The following is a 20,748-nucleotide window of genomic DNA, read 5'->3' as shown; positions in this document are numbered from 1 at the left end:
CGCCGAATTGCCCGACGACCTGACCTCCCGCCAGTGATGGAAGCAATAGCGCTGGGGCCGAAAGGCCCCGGCGAATTTTCGGGATGTGAGGTCATCAGCGCGCTCGGCGCCAACGCCGACAGTCTGTACGATTTGCTTATGTCATGTTGCTCCTGCTAGGACCGAGCCGGCGGGCGTTAGACTGACAGCTCAAGCATTTGAAATGACATACTTTCGAGCGTGCCTCGAACTTGTCGACCACGAGTGACGCAAGTCCAAATGCTTCGACGGGCAAAGAGTAAAGTTCCGCGTCCTCCGTCTTCGAAACATGCGCCGCGCGTCTCAGCCTTAAACTCCAATTCAAAATCAGTACCGCACCTTCGGACGCTTCCCGAGGGGGGCGGCGTCGCACAACTCGTCGCCCCACGAAGCGTGCATTTGCGCCTGCGGGATAATACCAGTATACATCCAGTTGATTTTTCTTGAGTTCTCCTTCGGCGGATTTCCCATGACAGACAATCAGGTCATCGATGCAATCGGGAAGTCTCTTGACCGGCTTCCAGCCGATATCCCGCGCTACAAGCGATTGAAGCTGGCAATCGAGGAGGCGATCCAGACACAGGCCTTTCAATCCGGCAGCGTCCTGCCTGGCGAGAGGGTGATTGCCGCGACTTTTTCGCTCTCCCGCGTAACCGTGCGCAAAGCTTTGGCACTGCTTGACGAGGAGGGCCTGCTGAACCGCCGCCATGGCTTCAAAACGGAAATCGGCTCGCGCGTCGAGAAATCTCTTTCCACGCTCACCAGCTTCTCCGAGGATATCCGCGCCCGAGGCCAGATGCCTGGATGTATCTGGATATCAAAGCAGATAACCCGCGCGTCTTCGACCGAGATGATGGCACTCGGAATTGCGGGAAATGCCAATGTGATCAGGATGAAGCGGATTCGAACCGCGAACGGCCTGCCGATAGCACTGGAGACATCGATCGTCCCCGTCCGCTTCGTGCCCTCACCCGACCTGATTGGCCAGTCGCTCTACGAGGTGCTGGAATCCGCGGCTTCATGCCGGAACGGGCGATCCAGCGCATGCGCTCGCGAGCGGCGACCGCCGAAGATGCCGACCACCTTCACTGCGAGGCAGGCTCACCGCTGCTGGTGACCGAGCGCCGTTGTTACCTGGCGGATGGCCAGACCGTCGAGCTGTGCGAAACCCGCTACAAGGGCGAGGTTTACGACTTCGTCTTCGAACTGCAGCGATGATACCAGTCATTAACTGGTTGCTATCTGGTATTTTCTATCTATCGTGATCTCCGAAATGGAGCATCCCGTGAAGCCTGAAGACATCAAAAGCAGCCTCATCGTTTCCTGCCAGCCGGTGCCCGACGGCCCGATGGACGATGCGCGCTTCGTCATCGGCTTTGCCAATGCCGCAGCGGCCGCTGGCGCAAGAGCCGTCCGCATTGAATCCGTCGACTACGTGAAAGCCGCCCGGCCGCATGTGACAGTGCCGATCATCGGCATCGTCAAGCGCGATCTCGACGACAGCCCTGTGCGCATTACGCCCTTTATCGCTGATGTCGAGGCGCTGGCGGATGCGGGCGCCGACATCATCGCCTTTGACGCGACCGATCGCATTCGCCCTGCACCTGTCGAAGCGCTGGTGTCTGCGGCAAGAGCCAGGGGCAAGCTGACCATGGCGGATTGCTCCTCGCTCGACGATGCCAAGCGCGCACTGGCCGCCGGTGTCGATTTCGTCGGCACAACGCTGTCAGGCTATGTCGGCGGGCCCGAACCGGTCGAACCCGATATCGCGTTGATTTCTGCGATGCGCGCGCTGACGCCTTATGTGATCGCCGAGGGCCGCATTCGCACACCGGAGCAGGCGGCGCGTGCAGCCGATGCCGGCGCGCTCGCGGTCGTCGTCGGCTCCGCCATCACCCGCACGGAACATTCGACGGCCTGGTTTCGCGAGGCGATCGAGGCGGCGTTCTCGGCGCGCGGGGCCGCGGCCAAGCCGGTCCTCGCGATCGATATCGGCGGGACCAAGACAATGATCGCCCTCGTCGACCACGACAAAGTGCTGGAGGAACGCGTCGTGGGCACGCGGCGCGCGGACGGTCCTGACGCCTGGCTGGACGCAATCGCCGCCGAGACCGCCGGGTGGACCGGCCACTTCGTCCGCGCTGGTATAGCCGTGACCGGCTTCGTCGAAGCCGGCAGCTGGTCGGCGCTCAATCCGGCAACCCTTGGGATTCCAGACAACTATCCGCTGGTGACGCACGCAAGGGACCGTCTCGGGGTGCCCGTCACAGCGATCAACGACGCGCAAGCAGCAGCCTGGGGCGAATACAGGTTCGGCGCCGGACGCGGCGAGGATATCGTCTTCCTGACGATCTCGACCGGGATCGGCGGCGGCATCGTCATCAATGGCAGGCTCGCCTCCGGCCTCGCCGGTCATTTCGGCCTGATCCGCGGTCCGTCGCAGGACGCGGAACCGCTGGAAGACATGACATCCGGCCTCTGGATCGCCGCACAGGCGAAAGCGGCCGGCCATCACGCTGACGCGGTGACCGTGTTTGCCGAGGCTGCGAACGGCGCGATCTGGGCGAAGGCGATCGTCGAGCGGTCCGCCGGGCGCGTTGCCCTGCTTTGCCGTGATATCAAGCTGATGCTCGATCCGAAGCGGATCGTCATCGGCGGCGGCATCGGCCTCGCTCCTGGCTATCTCGATCAGGTGCGGTCACAGCTTGGTGGCTTGAATTCACGCATCACTCCCGACCTCGTCGCGGCGGAACTCGGCAGTCGCGCGGGCATCGTCGGCGCCGCGGATCTGGCGCGCACCAAAGCATGAAGAGACGACTTCTGCGACAAGCTGCAGGCCGATATGGCGCCGGTTCGACGGCAAGCAATATGGCGTTCCGACCGATCTTTCCCTGCACTTCATCTTCGGCTTCATCACCGCCTGGAATGAGTTCCTGTTCGGGCTGATGTTGACGACCAACAAGGCGGTGCCGATGACCGTCGGCGCATCGTTCTTCTTCGCCGCCAGCGGTGGCGGCGTGCAATGGGGGGTGGCGTCGGCAGTCATGACACTTGGTGCACTGCCTCCCGCCCTGCTTGGGCTGTTGATGTACCGACAGATCTCGGGTTCGATGACATCGGGTGCCGTCAAGGGCTGACGCCGCCCGATGCTCGGTAAAGCGTCGGCTGCAACAGCGGTTTCGATCCTGGCCACCTTCTATCGCCGGCGTGAGCGGCCATGCCCTTTTGCATACGCCTTGGCCACTTGCCAATCGCCAACATCCACCATCACGGGCGCCGTCCCGGCGATCCGGTCCGCGGCCGCAATCCTCTGAGTTCTGCCAATGGCTGTCGCGCCCTCTTCGGATCGCGATGAGCGACGGAAACTCATCCAGTTGACAGATATCCTACAAGTGGATATCTACTTATTGACCCTGATAGAAAGCCGGAAGAAGCATGGCCCTTAAGTCGATCAAACCTTTGACACGCGCTCCCCTGCTTCACGTTTCCGTGCAGGAAAGCCTGCGGGCATACATAGACGACAACGGGCTCGAGCCGGGCACGATGATGCCGCCGGAGTCGGAGCTTGCGACGCAGCTCGGGGTCAGCCGCAATTCGTTGCGCGAAGGCATCAAGGCCTTGGAATCGGTCGGCGTGCTGGAATCGCGACGTGGCATCGGGATCTTCGTGAAGGCGTTCTCGTTCGAGCCGCTGCTCGACAACCTGGCCTATGGCCTCGGCGGCGCGCTTCGACAGATCGAGGAAGTCATCGAGATCCGTCGGACGCTCGAAGTCGGGCTGATCGGCAAGACGCTCGAGATGATCGGCGATGAAGACATTTTGGAATTGCGGGCAACTGTAAATCGGATGGGCGAACATGCTCGGCGCGGCAGAATCTTTCGCTGCTGACGACCAGCAGTTCCATACGCTGCTGTTCCGGTGCCAGAACAACGAGATGCTGGCCCGCCTGCTCGATGTGTTCTGGCTTGCCTTCTACAAGGCATCCGATTTCGTAAATCTCGCAAATATCGACCCCCTTTCAACCTGGAAGGATCATGCCGCGATCGTCGAGGCGATCGAAGCCAAGGACGTGGCGGAAGCGCAGCGGCGCATGGACCGTCACTACGAAGGCATCTTGCAGGTTATCGCCGCCAACAAGACGAATTCAAATGTGGGAGGAACACGATGAATCGACTGGCAAGACTATCATCCGCCATTACGCTCGCCGCGATGATGGCAACGACCGCCGTTCCGGTCTTCGTTGCCGCTCGGGCGCAGGCGGCGACCTTGTCGGGGGGCTTCGACGTCGGCCCCGGCGGCTTCCAGGGCAATTTCAATCCACTCGCGGCGACAAGCGGCTTCACCTGGCTCAGCATCTATTTCGAGCCCCTCGTCACCTATGACGAAAAGCTCCAGAAAGTCGTCGGCAAGCTCGCCTCGTCCTATGAGGTCACCCCCGACAAGCTGACCTATACCTTCAAGCTCGCGGATGCCAAGTGGCACGATGGCAAGCCATTTACCGCCAAGGATGCGAAGTTCACGATGGGTCTGGCGCAGAATGCCAAGACCGGCTCGGTGCTGGCTGCGCGCCTGACCGCCGTTTCTTCGGTGGAGGCACCTGATGACAAAACGCTCGTGATCAAGCTTTCGGCGCCCTCGGCCAGCCTGATGGACACCTTGACCAAGGTCATGATGCTCCCGGAGCACGCGCTTTCACAGATCCCCGCCGATCAGCTCGCCAAGAATAGCTGGTGGTCCACGTCACCGATCGGGACCGGTCCATTCAAGTTCACCAAGTATGTGAACGACCAATATGTCGAGCTCGCCGCCAATGCCGATTATCGCGGCGGAAAGCCGGCCCTCGAGAAGATCATCAACCGCTATTTCGCAAATCCGGCGGCCGCCATCGCAGCCTTGCGGGCTGGCGAGATCCAATTCACCTATGTCGACGCCAACGATCTGACGGCCTTCAAGGACAGCAGCGACTTCAAGGTGATCGAGGGCGACTCCTTCGTCGTCAACTATCTCGGCTTCAATCACGATTCGCCGATCTGGAAGGATCTCCGCGTCCGCCAGGCGGTGATGTATGCGATCAACCGCGATGCCATCATCCAGAGCCTTTATGGCGGGGCGGCAAAGCAGGCAAACTGCGCCTACGTTGCCGACCAGATCGTGCCGAAAGATGTCGAAACCTATGCCTACGATCCCGAGAAGGCAAAGGCCCTGCTCGCAGAGGCTGGCTGGGATAAGATCAACGGCGACAAGCCGATAACCCTCTTGACCTATTATACGACGCCTCTTGCCGCGAATGTCATGGCGGCGGTGCAGGCAATGCTGGCGCAGGTCGGCATCAACGTCACGCCCCGCGCCGTCGACACGCCCACCTATAACAGCATCGTGCTCAACGCGAAGCCGGATACAGCGCAATTCCAGATGGTCTATGCGGGCCTGCAGAACGGCCCTGATCCGGGCAGTATAAATGTCGGACTGAACGAGAAGCAGATTCCGCCGGCGGGTCCGAATGTTGCGCGTGTCCGCATGCCCGATCTGACGAAAGCACTCGATGCGGCTCTTGCCGAAACCGATGCCGGAAAGCGGGACGCTCGCTATCAGGATGTCTGCAAGGTGATGAACAGCCAATTGCCCTGGGGCACGCTCTGGGTCGCAAATCGCTACGGCGTCGTCTCCAGCAAGCTCAAGGATTTTGTCTGGACTCCAGCACCGGGCGGTGGGCCCTACGAGGCACAGCCGGAAAAGTGGGCGATCTCCGAGTGAGGATGCCTTAACAGCAAAGAGGTGGTGGCCAATGCCGCCACCTCATTGAAGCGGAAATCTCATGTTGACCTACAGTCTCCGGCGCTTGCTGATCGGAGTGGGCATGCTTGTTGCCTTGAGCGTGCTGATCTTCGTGATGCTGCGTCTCACACCCGGCGATCCGATCGACGCCTATATAGACCCCAACGTTCCGGTTTCTCCGGCCGTGCTTGCGGAGCTGCGCCTCAGGCTCGGCCTGGATCAGCCTTTGCCGGTTCAATATCTCGCCTGGCTGCAGGAGGCTCTTACCGGCAATCTCGGCTACTCCACGAAGCGTCCGGATCAACCCGTCCTCGGTCTCGTTCTCTCACGCATCGGTCCGACTGTCCTGCTGATGGGAACGGCGATCGCCATTGCAATCGTTGCCGGCATCGCCTCGGGCATCATCAGCGCCGTGCGCCGCAATTCCATTGCCGACTTCTCGTTTTCCATCCTTGCCGTGACGGGCATTTCCAGCCCGCCTTTCCTGAGTGCGCTTGTCGGCCTATATCTCTTCTCCGTCTATTTCAGCATTCTCCCCTCGGGCGGCATGCTGACGCCCGGGCGCGATTTTTCTCTTGGCGACCTGCTCTATCACCTGATCCTGCCGGCATCCCTCCTGGCGGTAGCTCAGACGGCGCTGATCATGCGGTATATGCGCGCCTCGATGCTGGAAGTGCTGAACCAGGACTATGTCCGTACCGCCCGTGCGAAAGGCGTGTTCGAGTTCTGGGTGATCGTCAAGCACGCCACCCGCAATGCGCTGCTGCCCGTGGTAACGCTGATCGGCTCGACCATCGGGCTGGCCATCGGCGGCGCCATTTTCATCGAAAGCGTCTTCAACTGGCCTGGCATGGGGCTCTTGATGGTCAATGCCGTCGAGACGCGCGACTATCCCGTGATCATGGGCTCGACCCTGGTGATCGGCGCCTGCGTGATCTTCGTCAACATCCTGACCGATCTTGCCTATGCCGTGATCGATCCGCGCATCAAGGTGGGCTAAGCGATGCTGGCAAGAACACCCCAACGCAGTCCCGGCCCGCTGGCACGCGCTTTCGACCGCTTCTGTCTGAACAGGGCGGCACTCCTCGGCGTTGCGATCATCGTTCCTGTGCTGGCTGCAATCCTCAGCTATTCTCTCTGGCTGGGGTTCAAGCCCAACGACATTGATCTCCTCGCCATGAATGCCGGGCCGAGTGCCAAGCACTGGTTTGGCACCGACGGCGTCGGGCGCGATATATTTGCCCGTGTCCTGGAAGGTGGCCGCATATCGCTGATGGTTGCGCTTGCATCGACGGTGATCTCCGCTGCTATCGGCTTCCTGGTGGGCGCAATCTCGGCTCTTGCCGGCCGACTCACGGACGCATTCACCATGCGTTTCGTCGATCTCGTCATGACCCTTCCGCCGGTCATCTTCCTGCTGGTACTCGCCTCGATAGCGGGAACCGGCATCGTCCCGACGGTGTTCGTCATCTCGTTGCTCTCCTGGCCTCTTCTGGCCCGTATGGTTCGCGCGCGGCTTCTGGAGCTTCGCGAGCGTGATTTCGTCACCGCGGCAAGAGGAATGGGCGCCGGGCTCCCGCATCTTCTGTTCCGGCACGGTCTTCCGAACTCGATCGATATCCTCGTCGTTTTCGCAACGTTGCAGATCGCCAATGCGATCCTGCTGGAGGCCGGACTTTCCTTCCTCGGGCTCGGCATCGCTCCGCCGGCGGCAAGCTGGGGCAACATGCTGAATGCAGCCCGTTCGACCGCCGTCCTCGAGCAATATCCCTGGCAATGGCTGTTTCCCGGTGGGGCGCTCGTCCTCACCGTCCTTGCCATCAACTTCATCGGCGATGGTCTTCGCGACGCGTTCGACCCTCGCGCGGACCTAAACTGACCATCGAAAGAAAGCTAAAATGAGCAAGTTCAAGGGTGTCGTTCCTCCTGTCGTCGTACCGCTGAATGTGGATTTCACCGTCGACTATCCGTCCTACACGCGGGTTCTCGAAAATCTTATCGAAGCGGGGTGCCACGGGCTTTTCGTTCTCGGCTCCACCAGCGAGGTCGTCTTCCACGATGCCAAGACGCGCCGCGAGATCATCGAACACTCGGCCAAGGTCAACAATGGGCGGGTACCACTGATCGTCGGCGTGATCGACGCGACGACCGATCTCGTCATCAATCATACGAGGATCGCGAAGTCGGCGGGGGCGGATGCCGTGGTCGTTACGGCGCCCTACTATACCGTCACCAGCCAGAGCGAGATCCTCGATCACTTTCGCTTCATCCGCGACGCCGTCGATGTGCCGCTGATCGCCTATGACATTCCGGTCTGCGTCCACGTCAAGCTGCAGCGTCAGACGACAGTCACGCTCGCCAAGGAAGGCACGATCATCGGCCTGAAGGATTCCAGCGGCGACGACGGCAATTTCCGCTATGTCCTGCTCGATCTCGCCGGCAACAAGGAAATCTTCCTGATGACGGGCTCCGAGATCGTTGTCGACAACGCGCTTCTCATGGGTGCCCATGGCGTCGTGCCCGGAATCGCCAACGTCGACCCGCACGGCTATGTCCGCCTCTGGAACGCTGCGAAGAGCGGCGACTGGGAAGCCGCCCGCAAGGAGCAGGAACGCCTCTGCAAGCTGTTCGAGATCGTCTGGGTGGGAAGCGGCCGCGTCAGTGGCGGAGCCTCCGGCATCGGCGCCTTCAAGGCTGCGATGAAGAGCCTCGGCATCATCGACACTGCCCTCATGCCCCGTCCGCGTGCAGCACTGAACGAAGCCGAGACCGCCAGGATCAACGACATCCTGCGCGCTACGGGCCTTCTTTCCTGATGGAAGCGATGACCATGACGGCTGGCACCATTCTCGACGTCAAGGGGTTGCGAACCGTCTTTCGCATCCGCTCGGGCGAAGTGACGGCCGTCAACGGCGTCGATCTGACGGTTGCCGCCGGCGAGACCTTGGCGCTCGTCGGCGAATCCGGCTCCGGCAAGTCGGTGACGAGCCTCTCGGTCATCCGCCTCCTCACCCGCGGGATCGGCCAGATTGCGGACGGCTCGATCCATCTGAAACGGAAAAACGGAACGGTCAGCGAACTGACCGCTCTTGGCGAACCGGATATGCGGGCAATTCGTGGCAATGATATCGGAATGGTGTTCCAGGAGCCGATGTCGAGCCTCAATCCGGTCTACACGATCGGCGACCAGATTTCCGAGCCTCTGCGTATTCACCGCCGGGCGGACAAGAAGTCCGCCATGGAAGCGGCAATCGCGTTGCTCGACATCGTTGGCATTCCGGATGCGCGCCGCCGGGCCAATGAGTATCCGCACGAACTGTCCGGCGGCATGCGCCAGCGCGCCACGATTGCCATGGCGCTCGCCTGCGATCCGACATTGCTGATTGCCGATGAACCAACGACCGCGCTCGATGTCACCATCCAGGCGCAGATCCTCGAGCTTCTGCAGAGGCTGCAGCGCGAGCGTGGCATGGCGATGCTGTTCGTCACCCATAATCTCGGCGTGGTCGCCGAAATCGCTCACCGGGTCGCCGTCATGTATGCGGGCCGGATCGTCGAGACGGGTCCGGTGGCAGACGTCTTCCGCAATCCGAGGCATCCCTACACAATGGGTCTCCTCGCATCGATGCCGAAGCTCGGCGACGCAACCCGCATGAAGCAGGCGGGGGAGATGCTGAACGCCATTCCGGGCGTGGTGCCGAGCCTTGGAAACATGCCGCCCGGCTGCGCCTTCGAACCGCGGTGCCGCTTTGCGACAGAGGACTGTCGTCGCGCCATACCGCCGCTTTTCGACGTGGATGCAAAGCACAAGAGCCGCTGCATCCATTGGCAGGAGATCTAGACGATGAGCGAACCACTCCTTTCGGTCCGGGACCTTGCAAAGGATTATGTTTCCGGCGGCAAGACGATAAGGATCCTGCGCGGCATCTCCTTCGAGATCGGCAAGGGCGAAGTCGTCGGTCTGGTTGGAGAATCGGGCAGCGGCAAGACAACGATCGGCCGCGCCGTGCTGCGGCTGGTCGAACCGACCGCCGGCAGCGTTCGCTTTGCGGGAAGCGATATCACCAAACTATCCGCATCCGAACTGCGGCGCGCGCGACCACGGATGCAGTATATCTTTCAGGATCCGTTTGCCAGTCTCTCGCCGCGCATGACAATCGGCGAAATCCTCACCGAAGGCCTGAAGATACAGAGGATCGGCACCTCCAGGGAGCGGGCCGAACGGGCTCGCAAGGCGCTGGAGCAGGTCGATCTGCCGGCCGATGCCGTCAATCGTTATGCTCATGAATTTTCAGGCGGGCAACGCCAACGTATCGGCATCGCCCGGGCCCTGACGCTTGCCCCGGAGTTCATCGTCGCGGACGAGCCGGTCTCGGCGCTCGACGTGTCGATCCAGGCGCAGGTCATCAATCTGCTGCGTGATCTGCAGCAGCGGCTCGGCCTGACCATGCTGTTCATCAGCCACGATCTCGCCGTGGTCGAATATATCTGTGACCGTGTAATCGTCCTTTATCTCGGCCGCATCATGGAGATCGCCCCGAGCGCCGAACTCTACGCCCGGCCCCAGCACCCCTATACGAAGGCGCTCCTTTCGGCGATCCCCTCGCTTGATCCCGGCGCTCCGCGCAACCGGCAGATACTGAAGGGCGACATTCCGAGCCCTGCCAACCCTCCAAGCGGCTGCGTCTTCCGCACCCGCTGTCCCAACGCCCTGCCAAAATGCGCTGACATCATACCCGAGCTCAGAGAAATAAGGCCCGGTCATTTCAAGGCCTGCATCCGCGATGATCTGAACTGACAGAGAAAGACACACGATGACCAAGGCCGCGCGGCGCCATCCAATTTCCGGCAACTGGGCAACCCTGGTCCTGCCGATCGCTGAAGACGACAGCATCGATTTTGCCGCTCTCGAAAAGGAAATCGACGCCCTGATCGCGGCTGGAGTTGACGGCATCTATTCGAATGGAACGGCCGGCGAATTCCACAACCAGACCGAAGACGAGTATGACCAAGTCCAGGAAATTCTGGCCAGTCGCTGCCAGGCAGCCGGGATGCCTTTCGTGATCGGTGCCTGCCAGCCCGCTCCTGTCATCATGCTCTCGCGTCTGCGCCGCGCCGTCTTGCTGAAGCCATTGGCAATCCAGGTCATTCTTCCCGACTGGTGGCCCGTCACCGATCTCGAAGCCATCGACTTCCTGAAGCGGGCATCCGAGGCCGCGGACGGCATCCCGTTGATCCTCTACAACCCGCCGCATGCCAAGCGCGTACTCGGCCCCAGGGAGCTCAACGACATTTGCTCTCCCTGCCCTTCCGTTGTCGGCATCAAGCTCGCCGATGGCAACGCAGATTGGTATACAGAGGCTCGGGCTCATCTGGGCCAATACAGCCTGTTCATCCCGGGTCATCACCTGGCGACGGGCGTGAAGGAAGGGGTTGCCGCGGGGGCCTTTTCCAACGTCGCGTGCCTGAGCCCGAAAGGTGCCCAGATGTGGACCGAGTTGATGAAGACAGACATCGATTCCGCTCTCGACATCGAGCAGCGCATCTGCGCTTTCATGGACCGCCATATCGTGCCGTTCCGGCGCGATCAGGGCTATTCGAACGCGGCATTGGACAAGTTGCTCACGGTCATTGGCGCCTGGGCCCCGGTTTCCAGCAGGTTGCGTTGGCCGTATCGATCGATTGACATGGACCGGGCCGCTAGCCTTCGAGACGTCGTCATCGGGATGGTTCCGGAACTCTTCGTCTCCGAGGTGCGGTAGCGAGCCGGAGCACGCGCGGCATACGAGGCTCGCCTGCCTGATCGCAAGGGCAGCGCTCATGGCTCGGCCTCACATATTCGGATAGACCGGCCCGTCGCCGCCCTGCGGCGGCACCCAGTTGATGTTCTGGTTGGGGTCCTTGATGTCGCAGGTCTTGCAGTGCACGCAGTTCTGGGCGTTGATGACGTAGGTCTCCTCGCCATCCTTCTCCACCCACTCGTAGACGCCGGCAGGACAGTAGCGCGTCGAGGGGCCGGCGAAGACGTCGTGCTCCGACGACTTCTGCAGCGCCATGTCCCTGACCTTCAGATGCACAGGCTCGTTCTCCTCGTGATTGGTGTTCGACAGGAACACCGAGGAGAGACGGTCGAAGGTGAGTACGCCATCGGGCTTGGGATAGTCGATCGGCTTGTGCTTGGAAGCCGGTTCCAGCGACTGGGCGTCGGTCTTGCCGTGACCGAGCGTGCCGAAGAAGGAAAAGCCAAGCAATTGGTTGGTCCACATGTCGAGACCGCCGAGTGCGACGCCGACAGCCGTGCCGAACTTCGACCACAGCGGCTTGACGTTGCGCACCTTCTTCAGATCCTTGCCGATGTCGCTTGCGCGCCATTCGTTCTCGATCTCGATGACCTCGTCATTGGCGCGGCCCGCCGCGATGGCGTCTGCGATCCTGTCCGCCGCCAGCATGCCCGAAAGCACCGCGTTGTGGCTGCCCTTGATGCGGGGGACGTTGACGAAGCCGGCCGAGCAGCCGATCAGGGCGCCGCCCGGGAAGGTCAGCTTCGGCACCGACTGGTAGCCGCCCTCGGTGATGGCGCGGGCGCCATAGGACAGACGCTTGCCGCCCTCGAACGTGGTGCGGATCGATGGGTGCGTCTTGAAGCGCTGGAATTCCTCGAAGGGATAGAGATAGGGGTTCTTGTAGTTCAGATGCACCACGAAGCCGACGGCCACGAGGTTGTCTTCCAGATGATAGAGGAAGGAACCGCCACCGGTCTTCATGCCGAGCGGCCAGCCGAAGGAGTGCTGCACGAGGCCCTGCCTGTGGTTCTCCGGCTTGACCTGCCAGAGTTCCTTGATGCCGATCCCGAATTTCTGGGGCTGGCGATCCTTCTGGAGGTCGAACCTTGATATCAGTTGCTTGGCGAGCGAGCCGCGCACGCCTTCGCCGATCAGCGTATATTTGCCGAGCAGCTCCATGCCGCGGGTGAAGTTCGGGCCGGGTTCGCCGTTCTTCTCGATGCCCATGTCGCCGGTGGCGACACCGATGACGGCGCCCTCCTCGTTGTAGAGCACTTCGGTGGCAGCGAAGCCCGGATAGATCTCGACGCCCAAGGCTTCCGCGTGGCCCGCCAGCCAGCGACAGACGTTGCCGAGCGAGACGATGTAGTTGCCGTGATTGCTCATCAGCGGCGGCATGGCGAAGTTCGGCAGGCGGATCGAACCGGCCGGGCCAAGCAAGAGGAAGTGGTCGTCCTTGACCTCGGTCTTGAAGGGATGATCGGCCTCTTCACGCCAATCCGGCAGCAGGCGATCGATACCGATGGGATCGACGACGGCGCCAGAGAGGATATGCGCGCCAACCTCCGCCCCCTTCTCCAGCACGACGACGGAGAGCTCGGGATTGACCTGCTTCAGCCTGATCGCCGCCGACAGGCCGGCGGGACCGCCGCCGACGATCACCACGTCGAATTCCATGCTTTCGCGTTCGGGCAGGTCTTGCACTGGAGGGGTTGTCTCGCTCATCATTGCTCCTCGAGGCTGCGAATGCGCGCAAGTATCGAGCGCGCCCGCGTTCTGACAGGCTCATCGATCATTTTCCCATCAATCTTGACGGCACCGGACGAAGGTTCCAGCACGCGCTTCGCCCACGCGATTTCCGTATCCGTCGGCCGAAAGCCCTCGAGGGCCGGAGCGATCTGTGACGGATGGATACAGAGCTTGCCACCGAAGCCGAGACTTCGAGAATAGCGGGCGTCATCTGAAACGTCTTGAGGGGCATCGATGCTGGCCGTGACACCGTCCAATGGTGCCAGAAGGCCGGCCAGCCGTGATGCCAGCACCAGTTCGAGACGTGCCAGCAGAAGGGCCTCCCGAACGTGACCGCAACCCATATCCGCGCAGAAATCGATCGAACCAAAGGCAACTCGCGCCACCCCCTCGGTCTCAGCGATCCGCCGTGCGTTCGCGACGCCCCGCGCCGTCTCGATGAGCGCGATGACCGGCATTCCCGTGCGCTTGTGGACGTCGCGCAGGAAGTCGGCATTTTCCGCCTTGGGCATCATGACGCCCGCGAACGTCCGCTCGGTCAATGCCGCGACATCGTCATCGAACCAGGCGGTATCCCGCCCGTTTACTCGCACGACCACCGGCAGCGCGGTGAAATCGGCCCGAATGGATGCGCGCGCCTTATTCTTGTTCTCCGCCGCTACCGCATCCTCCAGATCGATGATGACGGCATCCGCGCCACGGGCGGCCGCCTTCGAAAACCGGTCCGGCCTGTCGCCGGGAACGAAGAGCGGTGCGACGAAATCGAGACCCATCGCCGTCAACCTTTCGCCATCGGCCGCTGCAGCAACCCGCGCGCGATTACCTGCGCCTGAATCTCGGCGGCACCTTCGAAGATGTTGAGAATGCGCGCGTCACATAGCACACGCGAGATGGCATATTCGGTCGCGTAGCCATTGCCGCCGTGGATCTGCAGGGCATTATCGGCCGCGGACCAGGCGACCCTGGCCGCGACGAGCTTCGCCATGCCCGCTTCGACGTCGCAGCGGGCACCCGTCTCCTTCAACCGCGCCACCCGCTTGACCAGCTGCCGGACCATTGCCTGTTCGACCGCCATCCAGGCGAGCTTGCCGAACACGCGTGGAAACTCGATCAGCGGCCTGGCGAACTGAACCCGATCCGTCGCATATTGGAAGCCGAGCTGAAAGGCATTCTGGGCAACGCCAAGCGCCCGCGCCGCCGTCTGGATACGCGCAAGCTCGAAGGTCGTCATCAATTGTCGAAAGCCCTGGCCTTCGACGCCGCCCAGCACGTTGCCCGCCGGGATTTCAAAGCCATCGAATCCGAGCTCGTATTCACGCATGCCCCGGTAACCGAGGACATGGATCTCGCCGCCGGACATGCCCTTCGCCGGGAACAGATCGCCCTCCGTGCCGCGTGGCTTCTCCGCGATGAACATGGTCAGGCCGCGATGGCCGGAATTGGCTGCGCCGGTACGCGCCAGGAGAACCATGATATCGGCGCGCGCCGCATGCGTGATCCATGTCTTGGCGCCATGGATGCGATAGACATCGCCGTGGCGTTCGGCGCGCGTGGTGAGGTTGGCGAGATCCGAACCGGTGTTCGGCTCGGTGAAGACAGCGGTCGGCAGAACTTCACCCGATGCGATGCGCGGCAGCCAGCGTTGCTTCTGCTCTTCCGTGCCGCCCAGACGGATCAGTTCGCTTGCGATTTCCGAACGCGTTCCAAGCGAGCCGACCCCGATATAGCCCGCCGACAGTTCTTCCGTCACCACGCACATGGCCTCGGCGCCGAGTTCCGATCCGCCGAATTCCGCCGGTGTCGTCATGCCGAACACACCGAGTTCGGCGAGTTCGGACACAAGCTCGATCGGGATCAACTGGTTCTCGCCGTGCCATGTCTGGGCATGCGGCACGATCTTGTCGCGGGCGAAGGATCTGAACTGTTCGCGGATCATGGCGGCGGTTTCGTCAGTGGCGTCGCCGCTGTCGATCACCGCGTCCGGACCGGCCTGTCGCAGAAGCGCGATCAGCTCGGCGTGTCTTTCGGTTCCGGTCGATGTCAGCGAGCGAACGTCGGCAGAGGTCAGGAAATCCTGCGCTTCGCGACCCAGGCCGTAGCTGTCCGGGCGGATGATTTCGTCCTGCGACATGGCAATGCCATGCCCGATCTGGGCGAGATATTCGCCAAACCCGATTTCGAGCACGAGCCCAGGCAGGCGCCCGAGCGCACCTTCGGCCTCGAGCTCTTCGGCCCAGCTCAGCGTCGCCTTGAGGATTTCGACGTAGGACGCCATCCAGGCATAGCCGTGCGCCTCGATCTGGTTCGCGTTGAGCGCGGCGGCATCGAAATCCTCGTCCGGCAGACAGAGCGCGGCGACACGGGCGCCTACGGCCGCGAGCAGCGTTTCGGCCGCCTGCAGCGCCGCCTTCGCGCGGCCAAGTGTCTCGGTGCTGGTCGAGAGTGTGTGGTCAACGGTCATCGCTGTTCGTCCTTTTTCATGCACGGAGAGCTTCGGCCGTCATCGCGACGGCGCCGGCCTGGTCAAAAGCGGTCAGTGAAATTGCGCCGTTCTCTTCACACGAGCCTCTCAGCGAGACGGTGCCGTCGCGAAAGAGCGGCTTCTGGGCCCGGAAGGAAAACGAGGACACTGCGGCGCCGCCGGTCTCGGCGAGCCCGCTCAGCATCATCGCCGTCAACGGGCCATGAACGACGAGGTCCGGATAGCCCTCGACGCCGGTCGCATAGGGATGATCGTAATGGATGCGATGGCTGTTGAACGTGAGGGCGGAAAACCGGAAGAGCCTGACGGCGTCCGCCGTGAAGGAGCCAGACAGCGCGGCATCGGGGATGGGCTGGCCGGCGGATTGCCCAGGGTTTCCAGGTTGAGGGTCGAGATAAACGTAACTCTGCTCCTCCTCGAGGCAGGTCACGCCATCCTGCACGAAGCGATACGAAACCGTCACGAGCACCATCGGGCCGTTGCGACCCTGCTTCTCCTCGATCCGCTCGATCGTTTCGCGGCGCACCGCCGGCGTTCCGAGTTTCAACGGCGAACGTATCGTCGTTCGGCCGCCGGCGAACATGCGGCGGTGCAGAGGGACGGGAGGCAGGAAATCGCCGCGCCTGGGGTGACCGTCATCGCCCGTTTCGGCTTGCGAAACGACAGGCAGGAAAAAGACCCATTGCCACAGGATCGGCAGTGCGTCGCCACTCTGGAAAGTATCGCCCCGCCCGAGGACGGCCGCGAGAGCCGAGGCTTTCCAGGGGTCGAGCATATCCGTGGCTTGCCGGGACCGGCCCAGATAGGTGTCGAACTCGCTCATCGGAACTGACCCCCCATGCTTGGATCGGCCTCTGGGCCTGCAACGATGCCCTGGTCGTGCAGCTTGCCGATCGCGCCGCTCGACAGGCCGAGAACGTCGGACAGGACGGCGTCGGTATGTTCGCCGAGAACCGGCGCCGCGACGACCGGGCCGCGCTCGATGCCGGCAAACCGCGCGGTCGCGCCAGCGGCGATATGTCGGCCCGCGCCTTGCGTCTCGATCATCTGAAAAACCGGGTTCTCGGTCGAAACGCGACGGTCGCCCGAGACGAGTTGCCGGGCGCTCTTGTAATCGCCCCAGCAGACGCCCGCCGCATCGAAGGCTGCCGCGATCTCCGAGAGGTCGCGCGCCGCGATCCAGGGCCGGATGGCATCGGCAATCGCATCCCTCGCCGCGTAGCGGTCGGCCTCGAGGGCGAGAGAGAGCCCCTTGCCCGCTTCGATGGCCCCGACGGCATCAGCCAGGCCGCAGGCCGCGACAAGGGACTGCCATTGTCGGGCCGAGATGGCGATCACCATGATCCGCCGCCCGTCCCTGCACGCGAAGTCACGGCCGAAGCCGCCATAGACATCGTTGCCGATCGCCGGGCGTTCGTGATCCAGAAGCTCCGCGTCCGCCAGTACGCCGAGATGCGACAGCGTCGAGAACGCCACGTCGGCAAGCGAGATGCGCATCTCGGCACCTTCACCGCTCACCTGGCGCCGGGTATGCGCCGCAAGCACCGCGAATGCCGCCTGGCCGGCACAGGCCACGTCCCAGGCGGGAAGAACATGGTTGACCGGCCTGTCGGCCCCGGCGTCGCCGGTGATCAGCGGATAGCCTGTCGCGCAATTGACCGTGTAGTCGACCGCCGTCGTGCCATCGGGATTGCCTTCGATGGTGCAGGTGATCACGTCCGGGCGCGCCTGCGCGAGTTTTTCGTGCGACAGCCAGGGGGCCGCAACATTGGTGAGGAGAACGCCGCTTTCCTGCGCGGTGACGAGATCGGCGACCAGCGCGCGCCCTTCGGGTTTGCGCAGATCGACGGCCAGCGATCGCTTTCCCTTGTTCAGCCCCGTCCAGTAGAGGCTGCGGCCGTTCGGCATGACGGGCCAACGCGCGTAGTCGATGCCGCCGCCGATCATGTCGATACGGATGACATCGGCGCCATGCTGTGCAAGCGTCAGCCCGCCGAGCGGGGCGGCGACGAAGGCGGAACTTTCGATGACCCGAAGGCCTTTCAGGAAGCCGTAGGTCATCGTGTCACACCACCCGCTCGAAGATCGCCGCGAGCCCCTGCCCCCCGCCGATGCACATGGTCTCGAGGCCGTAGCGGCTCTCCCGACGCTCCATCTCCCGCAGCAGCGTCGTCAATATACGGACGCCAGTGGCGCCGACGGGGTGCCCGAGGGAAATCCCCGACCCGTTGACATTCATGCGCTCGAAATCCTGCTTGCCGAAACCCCATTCACGCGTGCAGGCAAGAACCTGGGCGGCGAAGGCTTCGTTGAGTTCGATGAGGTCCATGTCCTTGAGCGACAGGCCGGTCCGGGCCATCAGCTTTTGCGTGGCGGGGACCGGACCTATCCCCATCAGATCAGGAGCGACGCCCGCCGCGGCCCAGCCGACGACCCGTGCCAGCGGCTTGAGGCCAAATTTTTCCGCCATGGCGCGGGTGGTTACGATGCAGGCGGCGGCGCCATCGTTCTGGCCGCTTGCATTTCCGGCGGTAACGGTCGCCTGCGCGTCCTGGGCCGACATGATCGGCTTCAGCTTGGCAAGCGTCGAGACATCGGTGTCGGCGCGGGGGTGTTCGTCACGGTTCAGGGTGACGGGCGGCTTGCCGCGCTTTGCCGGAACCATGACCGGCACGATTTCCTCGGCGAAGCGTCCGTCCTCGATCGCGGCCATCGCGCGCTGGTGGGAGATCACGGCCAGCGCATCCTGCTCGTCACGACCGACATTGTACTGCCGGCGCAGGTTTTCCGCCGTCTCCAGCATTCCACCCGGAACCGGATAGCGTTCGCCACCTGCCGTCACGCGTCCGCGACCCAGTCTGTCATGGAGTACGGTATCCCGTCCCCGGGCGCCCCAGCGGACGTCCTCGGAATAGTATTCCGCACGGCTCATGCTTTCCGCGCCGCCGGCGATCACGAGATCGCAGACGCCGGTCTGGACCCGCATGGCGGCGTCCATGACGGCCTGAAGCCCGGAGCCGCAGCGGCGGTCGATCTGAAGGCCTGGCACCGTGATGGGCAGGCCCGCATCGAGCGCGGCGACACGGCCGATCGCCGGCGCCTCGCCGTTCGGATAGCATTGCCCGAACAGCACGTCATCCACGCGCTCGGGATCGACCCCGGTCCTCGCGATCAGCGCTTCGATGACGGTTCGTCCGAGCGTGGCTGCGGGCACGTCGATATACATGCCGCCATAACGGCCGACCGCCGTGCGCAATGGCTCGCAGATGACTGCATCCCGATCGCTCATGATACAACTCCTTCGGTGGGAATCTTGAAATCCGGATCGGCGCTGAAGGCTTCGGCCCACTGGCGGAGCGTCGCGGCCTTGACCTTTGTGCCGTTGACGCCCGACGTCACCGGCATCTCCGGGATAATGTGAATGACGCTTGGAACCTTGTAGCGGGCAAGCTTTGCCGCGCACCACGCAATCAGTGTCTTCGCGTCCAGTTCGAGCCCGGCGCGCGGCACGACGAAGGCAACCGCGATCGTGCCGCCGTCCTCGCCGCGGATGCCGACCACCTTGGTGATCTCGACAGCCTGATGTTCACCGATGCGCGTCTCGATTTCCGCCGGTTCGACGAGAAAGCCCTTCAGCCGGAGAACGTCGCCGATGCGGCAGAGATATTCGAAGCTGCCGTCTTCCTTCACCGAGCCGAGATCGCCGGACTTGAACCACTTGTCGTCGGTCAGAGCCGTCGCCATTCGTTCGGGATCGCCCAGATAGGCATCGACCACGTTTGGACCCTGGAACTGAAGTTCGCCGATCTCACCCCGAGGCAAAGCGGCCCCGGTTTCGGGATCGCCAGCCCTCACCTTGATATCGGCGGAAACCGGGAGGCCGCCGCCGCGCCAACGATCCGGCGTCCCTACATCGTCGCGCCAGAAGGACGTCAGGGCGAAGAGTTCCGAGGAGCCGTAGACGCCCGCGGCGGTCAGGCCGATCGTCTCCTCGGCCCATTGGGAGATCTGTTCGCTTCGGCCGTTGAAGTCGGCCATCAGCAACCGCTTCCAGCGCTTCAGGTCGCGCGGCCGGCGCTGGAGCGCCTCCACGATGCGGCCGACGATGTCGTCGGCGCCGACAAGATGGCTGGCGCCGAAGCGTTCCATGTCGGCTGTTATGGCATCCGGGTCGAAGGAGGGCTCGAGCAGGCACTGGCCGCCCGCGGCGATCGTCGCCAGGGCGGGAACATAAGAGAACACGCCTGTCAGAGGCAGCGCATTGACGGTCACGCTGTCGGCCGTCCAGCCTCCCGCCTTCGCGCAGGCAAGCGCGTGGCCCGAAACCGCCGATACCTTGTGAGCCGCAAGCTTCGAGCGCCCGGTGGAACCTGACGTCGTGAAGGCGACGGCCAGCGCATCGGGACGATCGTCGAGGTCGACCTGGTCCAGCTCTGCACCACCGGATGCGGCAGGCGCCCAGGCGCCCGCGCCGACGTCGTAGACCCCGACTTCCTCGGCGGTCGCGGCTGGCTTGTGCGGTCCCTTGAGCACCGCGACGGACGGCGGGTTCGATGTCGATGCCGCAACGGCTTCGCGGAGCCGGCCACCGAGATCGAGACCGACGAAATCATCGGCGATGGCGAGCACGACGGGCCTGGCGAGATTGAGGACATTGGTGACCTCCTCGACGTTGTAGCGCGTGTTGATGCCGATGACATGGGCGTTGAGAGCGACGGCGGCGAATTGCCAGACGAGCGAATCCGACCAGTTCGGAAGCCAGACGGCGACGCAATCGCCCGATCGGACACCGCGGCTTTCCAGCTCCACCTTCAGCGTCACGACCCGGCGCCAGAAGGCACGGCGCGACACGATCAGGGGATGTTGCGGGTGCGCGTCGATCAGGATCGGCGCCTCGGCGTCTTCACTCAGCAGATGCTTGACAAGTGCGATCATGGACAT

General features: G+C 63.0%; 17 protein-coding genes and 2 pseudogenes. 12 read left to right on the top strand and 7 right to left on the bottom strand.

Annotated elements, in window-relative coordinates; all coding sequences use genetic code 11:
- Window positions 1-487: 487 nt before the first annotated feature.
- The 12 genes and pseudogenes from P3R82_RS06315 to P3R82_RS06265 all read left to right on the top strand — a co-directional run bounded on the left by P3R82_RS06315 (window position 488) and on the right by P3R82_RS06265 (window position 11,555).
- Window positions 488-1,135: a GntR family transcriptional regulator gene (locus P3R82_RS06315; protein WP_349294036.1), complete on the top strand. Its 648-nt coding sequence runs from the start codon at window positions 488-490 to the stop codon at window positions 1,133-1,135.
- Window positions 1,063-1,236, top strand: a complete 174-nt coding sequence (locus tag P3R82_RS30215) for a UTRA domain-containing protein (protein WP_349294035.1) — start codon at window positions 1,063-1,065, stop codon at window positions 1,234-1,236. The genes P3R82_RS06315 and P3R82_RS30215 overlap by 73 nt, the downstream gene beginning before the upstream one ends.
- Before the next feature lie 67 nt (window positions 1,237-1,303).
- A complete protein-coding gene (locus P3R82_RS06310; protein WP_283193458.1) occupies window positions 1,304-2,827 on the top strand; it encodes a putative N-acetylmannosamine-6-phosphate 2-epimerase in 1,524 nt (507 codons plus the stop codon).
- Window positions 2,828-2,915: 88 nt separating this feature from the next.
- Window positions 2,916-3,155 (top strand): annotated as a pseudogene (locus tag P3R82_RS06305) (carbohydrate ABC transporter permease); the annotation flags it as partial.
- Between the two features lie 298 nt (window positions 3,156-3,453).
- Window positions 3,454-4,186: pseudogene (locus tag P3R82_RS06300) on the top strand (FadR/GntR family transcriptional regulator).
- Window positions 4,183-5,772, top strand: coding sequence for an ABC transporter substrate-binding protein (locus tag P3R82_RS06295; protein WP_283193457.1), 1,590 nt, complete (start codon window positions 4,183-4,185; stop codon window positions 5,770-5,772). Before P3R82_RS06300 ends, P3R82_RS06295 begins: the two are co-directional and overlap by 4 nt.
- Window positions 5,773-5,833: 61 nt before the next feature.
- The gene (locus P3R82_RS06290; protein WP_283193456.1) at window positions 5,834-6,793 is read left to right on the top strand and encodes an ABC transporter permease; all 960 of its coding nucleotides are present in this window, start codon (window positions 5,834-5,836) and stop codon (window positions 6,791-6,793) included.
- 3 nt (window positions 6,794-6,796) lie between these two features.
- A complete protein-coding gene (locus P3R82_RS06285; protein WP_283193455.1) occupies window positions 6,797-7,672 on the top strand; it encodes an ABC transporter permease in 876 nt (291 codons plus the stop codon).
- 19 nt (window positions 7,673-7,691) lie between these two features.
- The gene (locus P3R82_RS06280; RefSeq protein WP_283193454.1) at window positions 7,692-8,609 is read left to right on the top strand and encodes a dihydrodipicolinate synthase family protein; all 918 of its coding nucleotides are present in this window, start codon (window positions 7,692-7,694) and stop codon (window positions 8,607-8,609) included.
- Window positions 8,609-9,634, top strand: coding sequence for an ABC transporter ATP-binding protein (locus tag P3R82_RS06275; RefSeq protein ID WP_283193453.1), 1,026 nt, complete (start codon window positions 8,609-8,611; stop codon window positions 9,632-9,634). The genes P3R82_RS06280 and P3R82_RS06275 overlap by 1 nt, the downstream gene beginning before the upstream one ends.
- Before the next feature lie 3 nt (window positions 9,635-9,637).
- Window positions 9,638-10,591: an oligopeptide/dipeptide ABC transporter ATP-binding protein gene (locus P3R82_RS06270; protein ID WP_283193452.1), complete on the top strand. Its 954-nt coding sequence runs from the start codon at window positions 9,638-9,640 to the stop codon at window positions 10,589-10,591.
- Window positions 10,592-10,607: 16 nt separating this feature from the next.
- On the top strand, window positions 10,608-11,555 hold the full coding sequence (locus P3R82_RS06265; protein WP_283193451.1) for a dihydrodipicolinate synthase family protein: 948 nt from the start codon (window positions 10,608-10,610) through the stop codon (window positions 11,553-11,555).
- Window positions 11,556-11,624: 69 nt separating this feature from the next.
- Here P3R82_RS06265 and P3R82_RS06260 read toward each other — a convergent pair whose 3' ends face one another.
- The 7 genes from P3R82_RS06260 to P3R82_RS06230 are packed head-to-tail and all read right to left on the bottom strand — an operon-like array spanning window position 11,625 to window position 20,748.
- Window positions 11,625-13,301, bottom strand: coding sequence for an electron transfer flavoprotein-ubiquinone oxidoreductase (locus P3R82_RS06260; protein ID WP_283193450.1), 1,677 nt, complete (start codon window positions 13,299-13,301; stop codon window positions 11,625-11,627).
- On the bottom strand, window positions 13,301-14,098 hold the full coding sequence (locus P3R82_RS06255) for a CoA ester lyase (RefSeq protein ID WP_283193449.1): 798 nt from the start codon (window positions 14,096-14,098) through the stop codon (window positions 13,301-13,303). Before P3R82_RS06255 ends, P3R82_RS06260 begins: the two co-directional genes overlap by 1 nt.
- Window positions 14,099-14,103: 5 nt before the next feature.
- The gene (locus tag P3R82_RS06250) at window positions 14,104-15,786 is read right to left on the bottom strand and encodes an acyl-CoA dehydrogenase family protein (RefSeq protein WP_283193448.1); all 1,683 of its coding nucleotides are present in this window, start codon (window positions 15,784-15,786) and stop codon (window positions 14,104-14,106) included.
- A gap of 16 nt (window positions 15,787-15,802) precedes the next feature.
- Window positions 15,803-16,630 carry an acyl-CoA dehydrogenase gene (locus tag P3R82_RS06245; RefSeq protein WP_283193447.1) on the bottom strand — a complete coding sequence of 276 codons (828 nt, stop codon included), beginning with the start codon at window positions 16,628-16,630 and terminating at the stop codon, window positions 15,803-15,805.
- Window positions 16,627-17,868, bottom strand: a complete 1,242-nt coding sequence (locus P3R82_RS06240) for a CoA transferase (RefSeq protein WP_283193446.1) — start codon at window positions 17,866-17,868, stop codon at window positions 16,627-16,629. Before P3R82_RS06240 ends, P3R82_RS06245 begins: the two co-directional genes overlap by 4 nt.
- 4 nt (window positions 17,869-17,872) lie before the next feature.
- Window positions 17,873-19,096 carry an acetyl-CoA C-acetyltransferase gene (locus P3R82_RS06235; protein ID WP_283193445.1) on the bottom strand — a complete coding sequence of 408 codons (1,224 nt, stop codon included), beginning with the start codon at window positions 19,094-19,096 and terminating at the stop codon, window positions 17,873-17,875.
- The gene (locus P3R82_RS06230) at window positions 19,093-20,748 is read right to left on the bottom strand and encodes an AMP-binding protein (RefSeq protein ID WP_283193444.1); all 1,656 of its coding nucleotides are present in this window, start codon (window positions 20,746-20,748) and stop codon (window positions 19,093-19,095) included. Before P3R82_RS06230 ends, P3R82_RS06235 begins: the two co-directional genes overlap by 4 nt.

The sequence above is a fragment of the Rhizobium sp. AN80A genome (genome assembly GCF_030053015.1).
Classification (GTDB): domain Bacteria; phylum Pseudomonadota; class Alphaproteobacteria; order Rhizobiales; family Rhizobiaceae; genus Rhizobium; species Rhizobium metallidurans.
The sequence above is the reverse complement of the archived record's forward strand: the minus strand, read 5'-3'. Positions and strand labels throughout refer to the sequence as shown.